The following is a 16,051-nucleotide window of genomic DNA, read 5'->3' as shown; positions in this document are numbered from 1 at the left end:
GATAACCGCGCTTTCGGATTGGCGCTCGTCGCCGCGCGACTGTAGGTTGAACGCGGTTCCAACAACTGATAGACCGGAAATTGCTAGCATGAGCCGCTATCAACTCTTTGATCGCAGTCGGATCGAGCTGCGCGATCTCGGCGACCGCGGTCATGACCTGACGCTGGCTGGTTTCCGCGAACTGGCGCCGCCGAACGAGTTGTTTCAGCATCCCGAATTTGATGATCTGATCGACGCGATTGTCGCCGCACGGCGCCATGGCAGACCGGTGATCGCGTTGATCGGCGGTCACCCGATCAAATTGGGTTTGTCGCGGTTCTTGATCGACTTGATTGAGCGCGGCGTCATCACGCTCTTGGCGACCAACGGGGCGGGCATCATTCATGATTACGAGTTGGCGCTTGGCGGCGGCACCAGCGAGAGCGTGCCCAAATGGATCAAGGCCGGGCAGTTTGGACTTTGGCGTCAGACCGGCCGCTTGAACGACATCGTTCGCGAAGCGGCCGACCGCGGCGAGGGCATGGGCGAAGGAGTAGGTCGCGTCATCGAGGCCGAGCGATTTCCGCATCGCGATATCAGCCTGGCCGCCGCCGGTTGGCGGGCCGGTGTGCCGGTCACGGCGCATGTGGGAGTAGGCAGCGACATCATCCACGCGCATGCCAATTGCGACGGCGCGGCGTTGGGGGCGACCAGCTACACCGACTTTTTGATCTTCGCTCGCGCAGTGCAAGATTTGGAAGGGGGCGTGTTTTTGAATATCGGCAGCGCGGTTGCCGGGCCGGAGGTGTATCTCAAGGCGCTCTCGATGGCTCGCAACATCGCGCGACAAGAGGGACGCGAGATCCGCGATTTCACCACGGCCGTGTTTGACCTGGTGGAACTGCCCGATGGATATCGTCATGGCCCGCCGGGCAAGGATCATCCGCAATACTACTACCGCCCTTGGAAGACCATTTTGGTTCGCACCGTGGCCGACGGCGGACGTAGCTATTATTTCTGCGGCGATCATCAGAAAACGATCCCCTCGCTCTGGCACGGAGTCGTCAGTCGTCAGGCGGCGGCGACAGCGGCGCGAGTCTAGCAATCAACTCGTCCTCGCCGCTCAAGATCTGCAATTCAACAATCAGCGCCCACAGCGGCACGCCGCCCAATTGGTCGAGGCGCAGTTTGACCAAGTCCTTGTGCGTAGTGAGCACCGCTTCGACATTCAACTTGCTGGCCCAATGCGCCAAACCGTCGACATCGTCGCGGATGTAGTTGTGATGATCTGGAAACTCGCGCAGCGCAATCAACTCGCAGCCTAGACTGGCGAGGGTTTGCTGGAATCCGCGCGGGTTGCCTAGGCCACAAAACGCCGCCACGCGGCGCCCCATTAGCCAATCAATGGTCTGCTGGCCGCCGCTGGAGGCAGACAGTCGCGCGGGGGCGTGGCGGGCTTCGATCCAAGCGATGGGCGGGGCGTGCTGCCGGGCGCGTTCTCGAATTGCCGAGCGCGCCGCGGCGTCGACCTGATCGGCGCGCGACAGCACGACGACTTGCGCACGCGCAAGGTTGGCGCTTGGCTCACGCAACGTTCCGCGCGGAAAGACATGATCGAAGCCAAACGGCTCCAGCGCGTCGAGCACGACAATATCGAGATCGCGGGCGAGCCGGCGATGTTGAAAGCCGTCGTCGAGCAGTATCAACTGGCTTTCGAACTCCTCGATCGCCATGCGCGCGGCCGCCACACGGTCGCGATTTTGCACATGTGGAACGTCGGGCAGCTTTTGTTCCAGCTCCAGCGCCTCGTCGTTGTAGCCCCCTTCATGAGCCTTATAGCCGCGGCTGACGAGCGCCACGCGCACACCGCGCCGGCGATACCAGCGGGCAATCCACTCGACCAAGGGAGTCTTGCCGGTGCCGCCGAGCGTAAGATTGCCCACGCTCACCACCGGAACCGACAGCCGCTGAACATCAACACCGGCATCGAACCGTCGGTTGCGCCAGCCGACCACCGCGCGATAAGGAAATTCGGCGGCCGACAACACAGCACGCGCCAGCGCCGGGCGAAGGCCCTTTTGCTCGCCGCTCACCAAGGCGCGAAATTCAGCCGCGCTGAACAAGGCGTCCTTTCCACAAGCCGCGAGCACGTCGCGGCGTTTTGGCATCGACCGCGGTTGCCGTTATTTCTTGAGTTTCGCGCAAATCGCGTCGGCCATCTGGCTGGTGCCGACGGCGGTGGGATCGTTGCGATCGGGCTTCATGTCGTAGGTGACGCTCTTGCCTTCGGCGATCACGTCGGCGACGGCTTGCTCCAAGCGATTGGCCGCATCGATCTCCTTGAGATGCTTGAGCATCAACATGCCCGACAAGATGAGCGCGGTGGGGTTGACCTTGTTTTGCCCCTTGTACTTGGGGGCGCTGCCGTGCGTCGCTTCGAACACGGCGCCGTCGGGGCCAATGTTGGCGCCCGGCGCCACACCAAGGCCGCCGACGAGTCCGGCGGCCAGATCGCTCACAATGTCGCCATACAAATTGGGCAGCGCCAGCACGTCGTACAGTTCCGGCTTTTGCACCAGTTGCATGCACATGTTGTCGACAATGCGATCCTCGAATTCGATGTCGGGATACTGCTTGGCGACGTTGCGCGACACTTCCAAAAACAAGCCATCCGTGAATTTGAGGATGTTCGCCTTGTGGACACAGGTCACCTTCTTGCGTTGATTGTCGCGGGCGTACTCGAAGGCGCAGCGAATGATCCGCTCGGTCCCGGTGACGCTGATCGACTTGATCGTGATGCCCGTCTCTTCCTTGCCGGTCTTCACGCGCCGATCGGGAGACCGTTGATTGATGAACTCGATCAGATCGGCCGTTTCTGGTTTGCCGCGTTCGAACTCAATGCCGGCGTAAAGACTCTCGGTATTCTCGCGCACAATGACCAGATCGATCGGCACGCTGGAGAAGAACGAGCGTACGCCGCGATAGGTCTTGCAGGGGCGAATGCAGGCGTACAAACCGAAGAGTTGCCGTAGATGGACATTAATGCTGCGAAAACCAGTGCCGACCGGGGTGGTGATCGGCGCCTTGAGGGCGCAATGGGTGCGGCGGAGGCTATCAATGACGCTTTGCGGCAGCGGCGTGCCTGCCTTCTCCATCACGTCGACGCCTGCTTCCTGCACATCCCAATTGATCTTCACACCGGTGGCGTCGACACAGCGGCGGGCCGCTTCGGCCAATTCAGGACCGGTGCCGTCGCCGGTAATCAGCGTAACTTCGTGGGCCATTGAGTAACCTTATCTGAGGCGGGAAGGCAGCTATCGGCTCGCCAAGGCGCGCAGGAAGGCATCGGTGGCGGCCCGGGTCGCGCTGTGATAGAGCCCGGGCCGCGTTAGCGCGGCGAACCCCAGCCAGGGGATCAAATGTCGATTAAACCCGAAGAATTTAGCAAAAACGGGGGCTTTGGTCAACGCTCGGAATTGCACAAGCGCCCTGGCGAAATCGGTTGCATGAGGGAAGTATTACCGAATCGCCTGCTGGTTGCGCCGCTGACATGCCGTGACGCTCTGCCTTGTGAGGTTTCCGTAATGGATGAAGTTGCCCGCGAATACAACCGCCTGGCCAAGGAGTACGATTCTCGCTGGTCAAAGTACATCGCAGCGACGATCGGCTTTTGTCTCGAAGGATTGGAACTAACCGCAAGTCAGCGAGTTTTGGATATTGCCTGCGGGACCGGAGCGCTGGCTGAACAGGTGGCGCAGCATTGGCCAGGGATAACAATCTATGGCGTCGATGTCAGTCGGGACATGCTTGTGCAAGCGCGGCGCAAGGATCGCAAGATGGCGCTTGTGCAAGGGGCGGCCGATCAGTTGCCGTTTCGAACAGGATGCTTTGATTGCGTCGTTTGCGCCAATGCGTTTCATTGTTTCCGACAACCGGAGTCGAGCCTGGCGGAAATGCGGCGGGTGCTTGTTCGTGGCGGTCGTCTGGTATTGTTGGATTGGTGCGATGACTACCTGAGTTGCAAGCTCATCGGCGTTTGGCTTCGCTGGCGCGATCCGGCGTACCATCGCGCCTACGGTTTGCAAGAATGCCAGAGTCGAATGGCGAGCGCTGGCTTTGAAGTCGTTTCGGCGGAGCGCCGCCGCGCCGGCCTGTGGGGCCTCATGCGGATCGAGGCAATCCCTCAACAACATTTACCGATCTAGCGCGTCGGCGAAGCACGTTCCGGCAATCGCCTAGCCCGGCAATTCCTTGGAACCGACGATGGTCAGGTTCATGCCGATTTGCGCAGTGATCGTTTTGTCGCCGACCTTGAGATTCACTTTGTTGTTGAGATACCAGCCAAGGGAGCCGGTGGAGAACTCTTTGGGGTCGGCGGTCATGGGGATCCCGCCGATCGTAATCTCGACCGCCTCGGCATGCTCGCGAAAATCGGCGCGCGTGATCGGGCAAGTGGTTTTGGCCATGTCGCACTTCTTTACGGATTGAGTTTTGTATTAGCGAGCGCGTGTGGCGCGCCGCGTCATGGTTCGGCAACGCGGGCTGCGGCTTCGCGCCGCGAGCGCCACCATTCAAAGACCGCCGGCAGCACCGAGATCAGCACAATGGCGATGACAACCAGTTCAAAGTTCTTTTTGACGAACGGAATGTTGCCGAAGAAATAACCGGCCATCAGGCAAACGGTGATCCACAGCAGTCCACCGGCGATGTTGTAGGTGGCGAACTTCCAATAGCTCATCTTGCCCACGCCGGCAAGGAAGGGAGCGAACGTGCGGACAATGGGCACAAAGCGGGCAATGATGATGGTCATGCCGCCGTAGCGCTCGTAGAAGGCGTGGGTTCGATCGAGATATTCCTTTTTGAAAACTCGGCTGTCGCCGGTCAGCACCTTGGGTCCGAGCAGCGCGCCAATCGAGTAGTTCACGGCGTCGCCCAGCACGGCGGCAGCGCCCAAGAGCACAATCAACACCGCGATGTCGAGCGAGCCGCGCGCGGCGAAGGCGCCCGCGGCGAACAAGAGCGAATCGCCGGGCAGAATGGGGGTCACCACCAGTCCGGTTTCGCAGAAGATGATCACGAACAGAATCAGATAGGTCCAACCGCCGTAATCGCCAATCACATCGTTCAGGTGATCGTCGAGATGCAGAAACAGGTCGATGAATTTTCTGAGCAGTTCCATGCTTGCGCCGGTGGGCCGTGGTTGAGCAACGGGTGAGACGAATTAAAAGGTCAGCTTGATTTGCCGCAAGCGTTCGGCTGTTTCGGCCATCAAGCGATCTTCGGCGGCTTCGGTGGGCGCCTCGTAGGTGACGGAGAATCGCAGGAAGGCGCCGGCATCGTCCCACGGCACGGTGACGATCGATTGCTGTTCGATGAGATATTGGCTCGCGGCCTCGGCGTTGGCGAAGCTGGGGCCGCCGGCCAGTCCCGTGGGCGACGGCGTGTAAAGGAAGTAGGTGCCGCCGGGCATCTGACAATCGAAGCCGACGCTGTGGAGCGTGTCGACCAGCTTTTTGAGGCGGCGCTGATATTTGGACCGCGTGGCGCCGGGGATGCTTGTCTCGTCGAGAGCGGCGGCCGCCGCCTTTTGCACGGCGATGAATTGCCCGGAGTCGCTGTTGTCCTTCACATCGGCAAAGGCCTGGACGATGCGCGGATGGCCGCAGACCCAACCGATGCGCCAACCGATCATGTGGAATCCCTTGGAGAGGGAATGCACTTCGACTCCTACTTCCTTGGCGCCGGGAACCTGCAAAAAGCTGAGCGGTTGGCCGTCGTAGCTCAATAAGATGTGAGCGGCGTCCTGCACCACGACAATCTCGTTTTCGCGGGCGAAATCGATCACGCGCTGGTAGAAATCGCGCGTGGCGACCTTGCCGGTGGGACTATTGGGGTAGTTGATCACCAACAACTTGGCGCGGCGACGCACGTCGGCGGGGATGCCGTCGAGATCGGGAAAGAAATTGTTCTGCGCCAACAGCGGCAGTCGATGCACCTCGCCGCCGTAGTAACGCGCGTGCGTGCCGGCAACAGGGTAGCCGGGGACGGTCATCAAAGTCACGTCGCCGGGATTGATGAAGCAGGCCGGCAACATGGCGAGCGCCGGCTTGGAGCCAATGGAGTGGTTGACTTCAGTGGCGGGATCGAGCGCGACGGCGAATTCGCGCTGCATGAACCGGGCGACGGCCTCGCGGAACTCGGCCACCCCGTTATCGGCGTAACCGCGATTTTCCAGCCGATTAATTTCTTGGGTCATCCGCGCCCGCACCGACTCGGGCGCCATCTCGTCGTTTTCGCCGATGCCGAAATCGATCAGCTTGCGCTCGGGATGCTCGGCCATGGCCTTGCGTTTGGCGCGCTTGATCTTTTCGAACTTATAGATTTCCGTTCCCTTGCCGTAGTTGACGCCGCCAATGCGATCGGCAAAGAGTTTTTGGAAGTAGGGATCGGACATGCTGATGGGGACCAAACGGGGCTAAGGGGTACAGACTGGGCCGCGTGAACGCACCAGCATGAAGGACGCTTGGGGGGTGTCAAGGGCTCGCGCTAGTTGGCGGCCGCGGGCGGCGACGGATCGGTCGGTTTGTCGTCTGTCGATTCGGCGTCGGGACGCACGATCTTGCCGAACATGTGCCCGCCGTGATCGGCGGCGCTCCAGGTGCCGGCGTACTCGTCGCCGTAGAAGAGCACACGCGCCGTGAATGTGCCGAGACCGGGGACAAAGACCTTCGTCAGCGTGACCACCGGGGTATCGCCGGCCCACTTTACTTCGAGCGGCATCGGCACCTTGGTGTCTTTGCCGTCGTATTGGATGCGCGCTTCGAAGAGCCAGAAGTCGTCTTTGAGCTTTTTGACCTTTTCGATGGTGTACTTGTCGGCCTTGAGGGGGTTGTCGGACTCCTTGCCCGACTCGGTGAAATAGCCCACCAGTTGGGCGCCCGACAGTTTTTCTTCGAACTGTTTGAAGAGTTCCTCCTGCGTCGGAGTGGCCGAGGCGGCCGGCGTGGTATTGGCAGGTTCGGCAACAGGGGGCGCCGCCGAAAGCATTTCCGGCAAGCCAATTGCGACCGCGAGCGTCAGGCAGACGCGATGAAGATATTGTGAGGCGGTTGACATGATGCTCCTCCTATCCGGCGGTTGCTCAAATGCGGCGCGATTGATGGCGGCGAGGCCGCAACGTGAGTCGTTGGCGGTAGCAAGGCACCACTTGGTGGGAGCCTTGCGCGCGCCGACCCGCTTGCAGCCACGAATTGGGAGCATCTTACGCCGCTTGCGCGGCGCCATCTAGTTTTGACACGCGCAGGCCAATGTCGCGCAGTCGCCGCGCCTTACGCCAGCGGCGCAGCAGACGAACGAGTCGTGGTTCTGCCAGACATTCGCACGCCGAGACGCATCAACGAACCGCCTGTGGAAACGTTAAAACGGAGGCAGATCGCCGGCGACGCCGGTGAGGAATGTTGCTTTTCTTGTGAAAAACTCGGGGCTCCGTGGTTGGATCTTGGTCCGCGCCGCATTTGCTCCCGCCGCTGACAAACGCCGTTCACGAAGCGCGCGACAGGAACATGCGTACAGTACACGATCTGGTGTACAAATTTCAAGTCATGTTTTTGAACACTGTTTACATGAGAGGGGAGAAGTGAACCGCCGAGACGCGGAGGCGCGGAGAGGAAAAAGTGGTGAGTGAGGAAGAAAGAAAGGCCAAGGCACGAAGACGCGAGGGAGGAGGATTGACTAGAGATTCGTGAGGAATACCAAAGACCCCCTCACCAGCGACCTACGGTCGCTGCCTCTCCCCCTACTGCGTGGGGGCGAGGCGGAAGAAGGGGATGAGCCGCAGAGGCGCTGAGACGCAGAGAGGGAATAGTGGGGAGGAGAGCGACCAGGTGAGCAGTGGATCAGGCGAGCAGGTGAGGCGGCGCGTGGGCCGGAATCGAATTGCAACGAAAACACGAAAACAGGGGGGGTGAACTCCGAAAACGCCTGTCCGACAACCCCTGGCAGTACCTCGCGATAAGTCCGCAACATCTGATCTAGCTAGGGCTTGCGCGATTCGCCTAGCCGACAAACCGCGGGTGGGGTTTTCGGAGTTTTCGGAATCGCCGTCTGAATTCGAATTGCACCCCGGAGCGGCGACGATCCGGTCACTTGGACGCCGCCGAAGGCTGGAGCGTTTGTCGGTCGCGGAGCGCGCCGGCGTGGTGGGGATCAAGTTTGAGGACCGCATCAAAGGCTTTGATGGCCTCGTCGCGCTTGCCCGCCTGGACCAGGATGTTGGCCAGTAAATATTGCCAATCAGCCGAATCGGGCGCAAGTCTCACGGCGGCGCGGGCCGACTCCTCTGCCGCGGGAAGTTCTCGTTGTCGCCATTGCAGTAGCGCCAATTGGGCATGCGCCGAGGCGTCGGGAGCGAGACGCAGACTCTCGCGCAGCTCGCTTTTGGCCTCGGCCAGTTGCCCGGTGCTCGCCAAGATCGCGGCCAAAGGTTGCCGCAATGCCGGGAGCGAACCAGGGATGGCGATTGCCTGGCGAAAATGCTGGATTGCCCACTGCGTCTGGCCGGCATCGCGCAGCGCCTCGGCCATGCGCGCTTGGGCAATCCAATTGTCGGGCCAGCGCTCGATGGCCAGCGCGTACTCGCGCATGGCGGCGGCGCGGTCGCCACTGTCGCGCCAAGCCTCGCCTTGCAGTCGATGGCCGATGCTGATGGCCTCGCCCCAGGAAGCGGGCGCCGCGCGGACGGCGGCTAGCGCCGTGACCGGGAGCACGATGCCGCAGGTGACAAGCACGGCCAGTGACCGTCGGCTAGCCAATGGTTCGCGGCAAGCGTCCAGCGCCCAGAGCAGGATGACAAACTGCGAGAGGACCTCGAAGACTTCGGTTTCTTCCTGCCAACTGAGGGGGCCAATGCCGGCCGTCCGCCAGCGAATGAGCAAACCGGCAAGGAGGCCAGCGGCGAGCACGGCGACGATTTGTCCACGAGGGACGGGAATACCGAGCGCAGAGACCAGTCGCCGGATGGGGGGGGCCAGGCAGGCCAGTGGCAAGAGGACAAAACCGCTGAGCACGGCCACCAGCCAGGCAAGTTGAAGGTAGTTGAGGCCGAAACTGGGTTGGAACCAAGCCAGGTTGTGCAGGTTGGCCTCGTCCGACGCGTTGTGCGCCGCGACCCAGCCTGGCGTTCGATACTCGACAATGCGCTGCGCCCAACTGGTTTCTTCCAGAAAGCAGAGGAGCAAACCCAGTCCGAATAGCATTGCCAGCCAGCGGCGACGCACCGAATGGAGCGAAACGGCCGCGCGAAAATCTCCGGTCAGCGCCGCCAACAAGAACAGGACGCCGGCGGCCAGGCAGCAGGCCGCGCCCAAGAGTTCAAACACGCCATCCTCGGCGCAGAGCCAGGAGCCAAGCGCCAGATGGCCGGTGGCGCGCAGTACGCCGCGCAGCGAAGCCAGTTCGACGGCGACGACCATCGCGGCCAGCAACCAAAGGCGGGATAGGACTCGCGAATGAGTCGCGGTCGGCGTCGGTCGGCTTTCGGCGGGAGACACGGGCGTCACGCGAGTCGGTAATAGCGAATGGCGTTGTCGTGGAACAGTCGGCGGCGCTCGCTTAGCGGTCGGTCGGCGACGATCTGGTTCAAGGCGTCGTACCATTCGCGATACGAGGCGCCGAGATTGCACACCGGCCAGTCGCCACCGTACATCACGCGGTCGGGTCCGAAGACAGTCAGCGCGTGATTGACAATCGGCGCTAGATCGTCCGCCTGCCACTCTCCCGGTTTGACGAAGGCGATGATGCCCGAGATTTTGCAGACGACGTTCTTTTGTTCGGCGACCGTTGCGATGTCGCGGCGCCAGGGGGCGAGATCGGGGGATTGGACGCTGGCATTGCCGCAGTGATCGAGAATGAACTGCGTGCCCGGACAGGCCTGGATCAGTTTGGCCGCGTCGGCCAGTTCGCCGGGGCGGATGACGATATCGAAGCTGAGGCCAAGCTCGCCGAGCGCGCGAATGCCGGCGATGAATTCTTTTTGCAGGCAGTAACCGGCGGGGGTCGATGGGCCATGCAGCACCTGCCTGACGCCACGCACGTAAGGATGGTCTTTGAATTGTCGCGCGTAGGCGGGGAACTGGTCGCTGATGGGGCGACCGGAGACCACGGCCGCCGCGAGCGGCCCCTCTTTGCGCCGGCACAGCTCCACTATGTAGTCGGCCTCGGCCTGCTGCTGGCTAGGTTCGACATCGACCTCGACATACACGCTTTTTTCGATGGGTATGCCGCGCGTCGCCTCCAGATAATCTTGCATTGAGAAGTCGCGGGCCATGGGCTTGTCGCGCTCGGTCCACGGCAGGTGGAATCGTTTGAGATCCCAGATGTGTTGGTGGCTGTCGACGACAGGAATCATCGCATCCTCCTGGGCATGGACTTGAGCGGTGGCGACGAGCGCCGTCGCCGCGACGGCGCCGGCCACGAACTCGCGGCGTGTGAGCGGTTGTTTCGTGCCAGACATTGGTATTTCCTGGCGGTCTGGTGCTTGGCAGATTGGGAAACGGACGATCTTACACCTGGAGCAGCGGACGCAGGTAGCGCCCCGTGATGCTGGCCTCGACGGCGGCCACGTCCTCGGGGGTTCCTTCGGCCAACAACTGGCCGCCGCGCTCGCCCCCCTCGGGGCCCAGATCGAGAATCCAGTCGGCGCATTTGACGACGTCCAGATTATGCTCGATGACGATCACGGTGTTGCCTAAATCGACTAATCGCATAAGGACGGCCAGCAGACGCTTGATGTCTTCGAAGTGCAGTCCGGTGGTCGGCTCGTCGAGGACGTAGAGGGTATTGCCGGTGCTGGTGCGGGCCAGTTCGGTCGCGAGTTTGATGCGCTGCGATTCTCCGCCAGAGAGCGTCGTCGAAGACTGGCCGAGCTTGAGATAGCCAAGGCCCACCTCGTCGAAGCAGGTCAAAAGCCGCGCCAGTTGCGGATAATTCTCGAAGAAGGCCAGCGCCTCGGCGACAGGCATATCGAGCACGTCGGCGATGCTCTTGCCGCGATAGCGGATCTCCAGCGTTTGGCGGTTGAAGCGCGCGCCGCGGCAGACGGGGCAGGTGACATAGAGATCGGGCAGAAAATTCATTTCAATCTTCTGCACGCCTTGGCCCTGGCACTCCTCGCAGCGGCCGCCAGCGGTGTTGAAGCTGAAGCGGCCGGTGCGATAGCCGCGCAATTTGGCGTCGCGGGTGGTGGCGAAGACTTTGCGAATTTCGTCCCAGGCGCCGCTGTAGGTGGCCAGATTGCTGCGGGGACTGCGGCCAATGGGACTTTGATCGATCGGGATCAACTTGTCGATCAGATCGGCGCCACGCAATCGTTCGAACGGACCCGGCTTGGGCACCGCGAGCCCCAGGTGTCGCAGCAACGCCGGGGTGAGCGTTTCGTTTAGCAGCGAACTTTTGCCCGAGCCACTGACGCCGGTCATGCAGGTGAAGACGCCGAGCGGAAAGCGAGCGGTGACGTGCTTGAGATTGTTGGTGGAGGCGCCTTCGAGGACGATGGCGCGCTTGCTGACGGCTTTGCGCCGAGCGGCGGGCACGACGATTGATTCGAGCCCGGCCAGATAGCGCCCCGTGAGCGAGGCGGGATCGCCGACCACCTGGCTGGCGGGGCCCTGCGACACGATCTGACCGCCGAACTCCCCAGCGCGCGGCCCCAGATCGATGAGCCAATCGGCGACGCGCATCATGGCCTCATCGTGTTCGACTACCAGCACGGTGTTGCCTTGCTGTTTGAGTTCGACCAGGGCGGCGATCAGGCGATCGTTGTCGCGCTGGTGCAGGCCAATCGATGGCTCGTCGAGCACATAGCAGACGCCGACCAGACCGGAACCAAGCCCGGCAGCCAACCGAATGCGCTGCGACTCGCCGCCCGAGAGGGTGTCGGCGGGACGATCGAGCGTGAGATAGTTGAGCCCCACCTTGAGGAGAAAATCGAGTCGCTTGCCAATTTCTTGCGACAGGGGTTCCCCAATCGCGGCCTGGACGCCGCTGAAACGGAGATCGGCGAAGTAGCTGGCCGCCTGCTCGACCGTGAGGGCCGCGATCTGGTGAATGCCGCGCTCGGCGACTTGCACAGCGCGGGCCTCGGGGCGCAGGCGAGCGCCTTGGCAATCGGCGCAGCGGACGTGGCCGCGGAATAGTTCCAGCTTTTCGCGCTCGGCGGTGATGGTTTCGGTGGAGTATTGCTGTTCGAGCAGGGTGAGCAGCCCGGGAAAGCGCTTGCCATCGCCCGACCAGAGTTGTTCGAGTTGTTTGGGGCGCCAATCGGCGAGCGGCAGATTGGCCCACTGTTCGTCGCTGGACAAGAACTCGTTGAGCACCGCCAGTTGCCGCTTGGCGGCGGCGCTTTTGCCATTGCGCCAAGGGGCGATTGCTCCCTTGCTGATCGAGCGCGACGCGTCGGGCAGCACCAACTCGGGATCGAACTGCACGCGGTAGCCCATGCCATCGCAAGCGGGACAAGCGCCGTAGGGACTATTGAAGCTGAAGGTGCGGGGTTCCAACTCGGCCAGACTGATCTTGCAGGTGGGGCAGGCGTATTGCGTGCTGAAGAGCCAATCGCGCCAGGCGCCTTGAGCCGGATCGTTGGCGGCCGCTTCGAGCCAACTGATGACCACGACCCCTTCGGTGTGCTTGAGCGCCAGGCGAATCGACTCGGCCATGCGAGGCCGAATGCCTTCGCGAATCATTACGCGGTCGACCACCGCCTCGATGTCGTGGCTCTTTTGGCGCGTTAACTCGGGCACGGCGTCGATATCGTGAATTTCTCCATCGACTCGCACGCGCACGAAGCCCGCCTTGCGAATGGTCTCCAGCACCTCCTTGTGCTGGCCTTTGCGACCGCGAACCATTGGCGCCAGGATCATGGCCTTGGTCTTTTCTGGCAGGGTGAGCGCCTCTTCCAGAATTTGATCGGCCGTCTGCGGGCGGATACCAACGCCGCATTGCGGGCAGCGTGGTTGTCCGACCCGCGCCCACAAGAGCCGCATGTGGTCGTAGATTTCGGTCACCGTGGCGACGGTGCTGCGCGGGTTTTGGCTTCCGCCGCGCTGATCGATGGAGATGGTGGGCTGCAGGCCGTCGATTTCGTCGACGTCTGGGCGTTCGAGTTGGTTTACGAACTGGCGCGCGTGAACGGACAGACTTTCGATGTATTGCCGTTGCCCCTCGGCAAAGACAGTGTCAAAGGCGAGCGAGCTTTTGCCCGAGCCGCTGAGGCCGGTGAGCACGACGAACTGATCGCGGGGGATATCGAGGTCGATATTCTTGAGATTATGGACCCTAGCGCCGCGGATGCGGATGACGTCTGAGGGGGCAGCAGGCGCGGGCTTGGTGCCGTTCCGCTGGCTGGTAGTGGCTGTCGCATCGGCCATCGAGACGCCCGTGGGCCAAGGCAGTTCGTCTGACATCTCTTGCGTGAGATGGCGCTGCCGGCGCTTCGCCGCGCCTGACAGCTCTTTCGGCAGGGGCCGAAACCACCCACGCTAACAGACGATTTGGCAGGCAACAAGCATTGCCTTGAGAGCTGGCGCCGGCGCCGAACGTTTAGGCGCCTAGCAGCCGCGCGGAGCGCGGACCTCGATGTTGTTGACGCACTCAATGACGCTCTCGTGCCGTGCGACCAACGTCTGCGCCATTTGCTTGAGATAAAAGGAAGAGACGCGTCCGCGTAGGGTCAATATGCCCTCGTGATAGTCGCAGAGCACCTTGCGCAACTCCTGATAGGCGCTCGATTGCAGCCAGTTTTGCACTTGCTCCGCGATTCGTGGACGTGCCGCGACGGCAGGACGCACATGGGCCAGATCGCAGCGCAGCGAGGTGTCGGAGGGAGTGGAGTCAGAGGGAGCATGCATGAACATTCATTTCCCGGATTGAACGCTGGCAGTCGGAGAAGGCATTTTGCAAGAGTGCAAAATACGGGCCATTTGCGAACTGCCTCCACATCAATCAAGGTTTTTTGGCGATTTCCTGGATTCGCACATTCCGCCAACGGACTTCCAGCGGTTCTTTTTTGCCGCCGACGCCATGCACTTGAAGGGCAATCAACCCGCTTGGCGTCATGTCGTCCTGGAGGTCGGCGGCGGGCACATCGTTCAGCCAGGTCTTGATGGAGTCGCCGCGGCACTCGACGCGCAGCTTGTTCCACTCGCCTGGACGGAAAGCCTTGCGAGCCGGTTCATTATTCTTGAGATCGTTCAGCCAGCCGCGGCGAGCTTCGTCGTAAATGCCGGCCGTCCAGGCGCGATCGGAAGGGTCGATCTCGACTTGATAACCATGCACGCGACCGGCCGGAATGACGCGGCGCTTGCCTTCGTGTTCAAAGGGGCGTGGCTCATCGAAACATTGGCTGCGAATCTGCACCCCGGAGTTGAGCGCGGGATCGACTTTGAACTCCAGTTCCAAAATAAAGTCGCCATAGTCGCTCTCGGTGCAGAGAAACGAATTGCCGGTGTTGGGGACGCTGGCGCCAACGATCTCGCCATTTTCGACGCGGTATTTGGCGTCGCCGCCACGCTGCTTCCAGCCGACCAGCGTTTTGCCATCGAACAGGTCCTTCCAGTCGCCGTCATCGGCGCGCGCGGAAGCGAGGCAGAGCGAGAAGAGCACGGCGAGCGTAAGCAGACGAGGCATGATGCGTATTCCGAGCGAGCGAATTGAATTTGCCAAGGCCCAACCGACTGGGCTCAATCGCGATAGTAGCAGAATTTGTGGCCGGTTTTGTCGTTTGTAGCGAGAAAGACCGGCCAGTGCCGCCGGTTGTTGCGGGGGCGGCGGCGCGCATTTAGCATGGACCTTCCTCGGCGGGCCGACGGCAAAACAGCGAGCCATCTCGCTCGATACGCGGTCGCATTTCCTGGCCTGCCGCTTTGTGTGTGGATCGATAGCGCATGAGCCAATTGGCTGAAACCACCGGGCAAGAAATGGCCGCCGCGCCGACCTGGGGGCAGCGACTGGCCGCCTACGTGGCGATTGCCCGGCCCGACTATTGGTTCAAGAACGTGTTCATGGGGCTGGGCGTGATCGTGGCCCTGTTTTACACGCATGAGGCGCTGCATTGGGGCATGCTGTGGCGGGTGCTGTGGGGATTGGCCGCCACCTGCCTGACCGCGTCGAGCAACTATGTGATCAACGAGATTCTCGACGCGCCGCTCGATCGTCATCATCCGACAAAGCGCGAGCGGCCGATCCCGTCGGGCAAGGTCTCTGTGCCGCTGGCCTATTGCGAATGGTTCTTGTTGGCGGCAGTGGCGCTGACGATGGCATGGCAACTGAACGTGCCGTTCTTTCTGTCCGCGGCGGCGCTGCTGGGCATGGGACTGCTCTACAACGTGCCTCCGGTGCGGCTTAAAGAATTGCCGTACGTGGATGTGCTGTCGGAGTCGGTGAACAATCCGCTACGGCTCTTGTTGGGCTGGTTCGCGGTGACCTCGGCGGCGGTGCCGCCGTTGACGTTCATCGCGTTCTACTGGATGGTAGGGGCGTTCTTCATGGCGAGCAAGCGCTTTGCCGAGTATCGCTCGATCGACGATCCGGCGGTCGCGGCGGCGTATCGTCGCTCGTTCGGCTATTACAACAGCGAACGGCTGATGATCAGCATGTTCTTTTACGCCACGGCGGCGGCGCTATTGTTGGGCATGTTCATCGTGCGCTACCACCTAGAACTGGTGCTCAGCGTGCCGCTGATTGCGGGATTTTTCAGCTACTACCTTCACGTGTCGCTCAAGCCGGACAGCGCGGCGCAGCAACCCGAGCAGCTTTATCGCGAGCTGGGCTTGATGGCCTATTTGGTGCTGTGCGTGGGGGTGTTCGTGGGTCTGATGTTCGTGCGGATTCACGTGTTGTACGAGTGGTTCAACGTGGCCGAATCGGGTTTGCCGCCGTTGTGGGAACTGTGAGCGCCAATACTCTCCCACCGGCCGATGGCGCCGCGCCGCGCGACGTTGCGGCGGCCCGGCCGCGCCGCGTCTGGCTGATTCTGGCCGCGATACTGGCGGTTGGCTTGGTGGCGCGCGTGGCGCTG

14 protein-coding genes are annotated in these 16,051 nt (G+C 61.8%); 3 read left to right on the top strand and 11 right to left on the bottom strand.

The window, feature by feature from the left end; all coding sequences use genetic code 11:
- The first annotated feature begins 88 nt into the window (after positions 1-88).
- Complete coding sequence (locus K1X71_15535; GenBank protein ID MBX7074554.1) at positions 89-1,081, top strand: hypothetical protein; 993 nt, start codon at positions 89-91, stop codon at positions 1,079-1,081.
- Here the strand turns inward: K1X71_15535 and lpxK are convergent.
- Both lpxK and K1X71_15525 read right to left on the bottom strand, forming a co-directional pair.
- Positions 1,044-2,147, bottom strand: coding sequence for a tetraacyldisaccharide 4'-kinase (gene lpxK, locus K1X71_15530; protein MBX7074553.1), 1,104 nt, complete (start codon positions 2,145-2,147; stop codon positions 1,044-1,046). The genes K1X71_15535 and lpxK overlap by 38 nt on opposite strands.
- Before the next feature lie 15 nt (positions 2,148-2,162).
- On the bottom strand, positions 2,163-3,263 hold the full coding sequence (locus K1X71_15525; protein ID MBX7074552.1) for an isocitrate/isopropylmalate dehydrogenase family protein: 1,101 nt from the start codon (positions 3,261-3,263) through the stop codon (positions 2,163-2,165).
- Between the two features lie 300 nt (positions 3,264-3,563).
- Between K1X71_15525 and K1X71_15520 the strand changes: the two genes are divergently transcribed.
- Positions 3,564-4,184: a methyltransferase domain-containing protein gene (locus K1X71_15520; protein ID MBX7074551.1), complete on the top strand. Its 621-nt coding sequence runs from the start codon at positions 3,564-3,566 to the stop codon at positions 4,182-4,184.
- Positions 4,185-4,214: 30 nt separating this feature from the next.
- Here the strand turns inward: K1X71_15520 and K1X71_15515 are convergent, their stop codons facing one another.
- From K1X71_15515 to K1X71_15475, 9 genes are all read right to left on the bottom strand, one after another.
- Positions 4,215-4,445, bottom strand: coding sequence for a hypothetical protein (locus K1X71_15515; protein MBX7074550.1), 231 nt, complete (start codon positions 4,443-4,445; stop codon positions 4,215-4,217).
- Positions 4,446-4,501: 56 nt separating this feature from the next.
- Positions 4,502-5,158 carry a DedA family protein gene (locus K1X71_15510; protein ID MBX7074549.1) on the bottom strand — a complete coding sequence of 219 codons (657 nt, stop codon included), beginning with the start codon at positions 5,156-5,158 and terminating at the stop codon, positions 4,502-4,504.
- Positions 5,159-5,200: 42 nt separating this feature from the next.
- Entirely contained in the window at positions 5,201-6,433 is a 1,233-nt protein-coding gene (locus K1X71_15505; GenBank protein MBX7074548.1) for an LL-diaminopimelate aminotransferase, read from the bottom strand.
- A 92-nt stretch (positions 6,434-6,525) separates the two neighbouring features.
- Positions 6,526-7,095, bottom strand: a complete 570-nt coding sequence (locus tag K1X71_15500) for a hypothetical protein (GenBank protein MBX7074547.1) — start codon at positions 7,093-7,095, stop codon at positions 6,526-6,528.
- 1,025 nt (positions 7,096-8,120) lie between these two features.
- Positions 8,121-9,449 (bottom strand): tetratricopeptide repeat protein, encoded by a 1,329-nt coding sequence (locus tag K1X71_15495; protein ID MBX7074546.1) that lies wholly within the window; start codon positions 9,447-9,449, stop codon positions 8,121-8,123.
- Between the two features lie 83 nt (positions 9,450-9,532).
- On the bottom strand, positions 9,533-10,489 hold the full coding sequence (locus K1X71_15490; GenBank protein ID MBX7074545.1) for an amidohydrolase family protein: 957 nt from the start codon (positions 10,487-10,489) through the stop codon (positions 9,533-9,535).
- A 49-nt stretch (positions 10,490-10,538) separates the two neighbouring features.
- Positions 10,539-13,403, bottom strand: coding sequence for an excinuclease ABC subunit UvrA (gene uvrA / locus K1X71_15485; GenBank protein MBX7074544.1), 2,865 nt, complete (start codon positions 13,401-13,403; stop codon positions 10,539-10,541).
- 180 nt (positions 13,404-13,583) lie between these two features.
- Positions 13,584-13,883 (bottom strand): BON domain-containing protein, encoded by a 300-nt coding sequence (locus K1X71_15480; GenBank protein MBX7074543.1) that lies wholly within the window; start codon positions 13,881-13,883, stop codon positions 13,584-13,586.
- 94 nt (positions 13,884-13,977) lie between these two features.
- The gene (locus tag K1X71_15475; protein ID MBX7074542.1) at positions 13,978-14,661 is read right to left on the bottom strand and encodes a DUF1080 domain-containing protein; all 684 of its coding nucleotides are present in this window, start codon (positions 14,659-14,661) and stop codon (positions 13,978-13,980) included.
- 257 nt (positions 14,662-14,918) lie between these two features.
- On the opposite strand from K1X71_15475, the gene K1X71_15470 reads away from it, so the two are divergent.
- Positions 14,919-15,926, top strand: a complete 1,008-nt coding sequence (locus K1X71_15470; GenBank protein ID MBX7074541.1) for a UbiA prenyltransferase family protein — start codon at positions 14,919-14,921, stop codon at positions 15,924-15,926.
- Positions 15,927-16,051: the final 125 nt, after the last annotated feature.

The organism is Pirellulales bacterium, from assembly GCA_019694455.1.
Taxonomy (GTDB): Bacteria; Planctomycetota; Planctomycetia; order Pirellulales; family JAEUIK01; genus JAIBBY01.
Note: the sequence above shows the minus strand (reverse complement) of the source record. Positions and strands in the feature narration are given on the sequence as shown.

Coding starts and splice junctions, on each gene's coding strand:
- K1X71_15535 (MBX7074554.1), top strand. CDS start 89: ATGAGCCGCTATCAACTCTTTGATCGCAGTCGGATCGAGCTGCGCGAT.
- lpxK (MBX7074553.1), bottom strand. CDS start 2,147: ATGCCAAAACGCCGCGACGTGCTCGCGGCTTGTGGAAAGGACGCCTTG.
- K1X71_15525 (MBX7074552.1), bottom strand. CDS start 3,263: ATGGCCCACGAAGTTACGCTGATTACCGGCGACGGCACCGGTCCTGAA.
- K1X71_15520 (MBX7074551.1), top strand. CDS start 3,564: ATGGATGAAGTTGCCCGCGAATACAACCGCCTGGCCAAGGAGTACGAT.
- K1X71_15515 (MBX7074550.1), bottom strand. CDS start 4,445: ATGGCCAAAACCACTTGCCCGATCACGCGCGCCGATTTTCGCGAGCAT.
- K1X71_15510 (MBX7074549.1), bottom strand. CDS start 5,158: ATGGAACTGCTCAGAAAATTCATCGACCTGTTTCTGCATCTCGACGAT.
- K1X71_15505 (MBX7074548.1), bottom strand. CDS start 6,433: ATGTCCGATCCCTACTTCCAAAAACTCTTTGCCGATCGCATTGGCGGC.
- K1X71_15500 (MBX7074547.1), bottom strand. CDS start 7,095: ATGTCAACCGCCTCACAATATCTTCATCGCGTCTGCCTGACGCTCGCG.
- K1X71_15495 (MBX7074546.1), bottom strand. CDS start 9,449: ATGGTCGTCGCCGTCGAACTGGCTTCGCTGCGCGGCGTACTGCGCGCC.
- K1X71_15490 (MBX7074545.1), bottom strand. CDS start 10,489: ATGTCTGGCACGAAACAACCGCTCACACGCCGCGAGTTCGTGGCCGGC.
- uvrA (MBX7074544.1), bottom strand. CDS start 13,403: ATGGCCGATGCGACAGCCACTACCAGCCAGCGGAACGGCACCAAGCCC.
- K1X71_15480 (MBX7074543.1), bottom strand. CDS start 13,883: ATGCATGCTCCCTCTGACTCCACTCCCTCCGACACCTCGCTGCGCTGC.
- K1X71_15475 (MBX7074542.1), bottom strand. CDS start 14,661: ATGCCTCGTCTGCTTACGCTCGCCGTGCTCTTCTCGCTCTGCCTCGCT.
- K1X71_15470 (MBX7074541.1), top strand. CDS start 14,919: ATGAGCCAATTGGCTGAAACCACCGGGCAAGAAATGGCCGCCGCGCCG.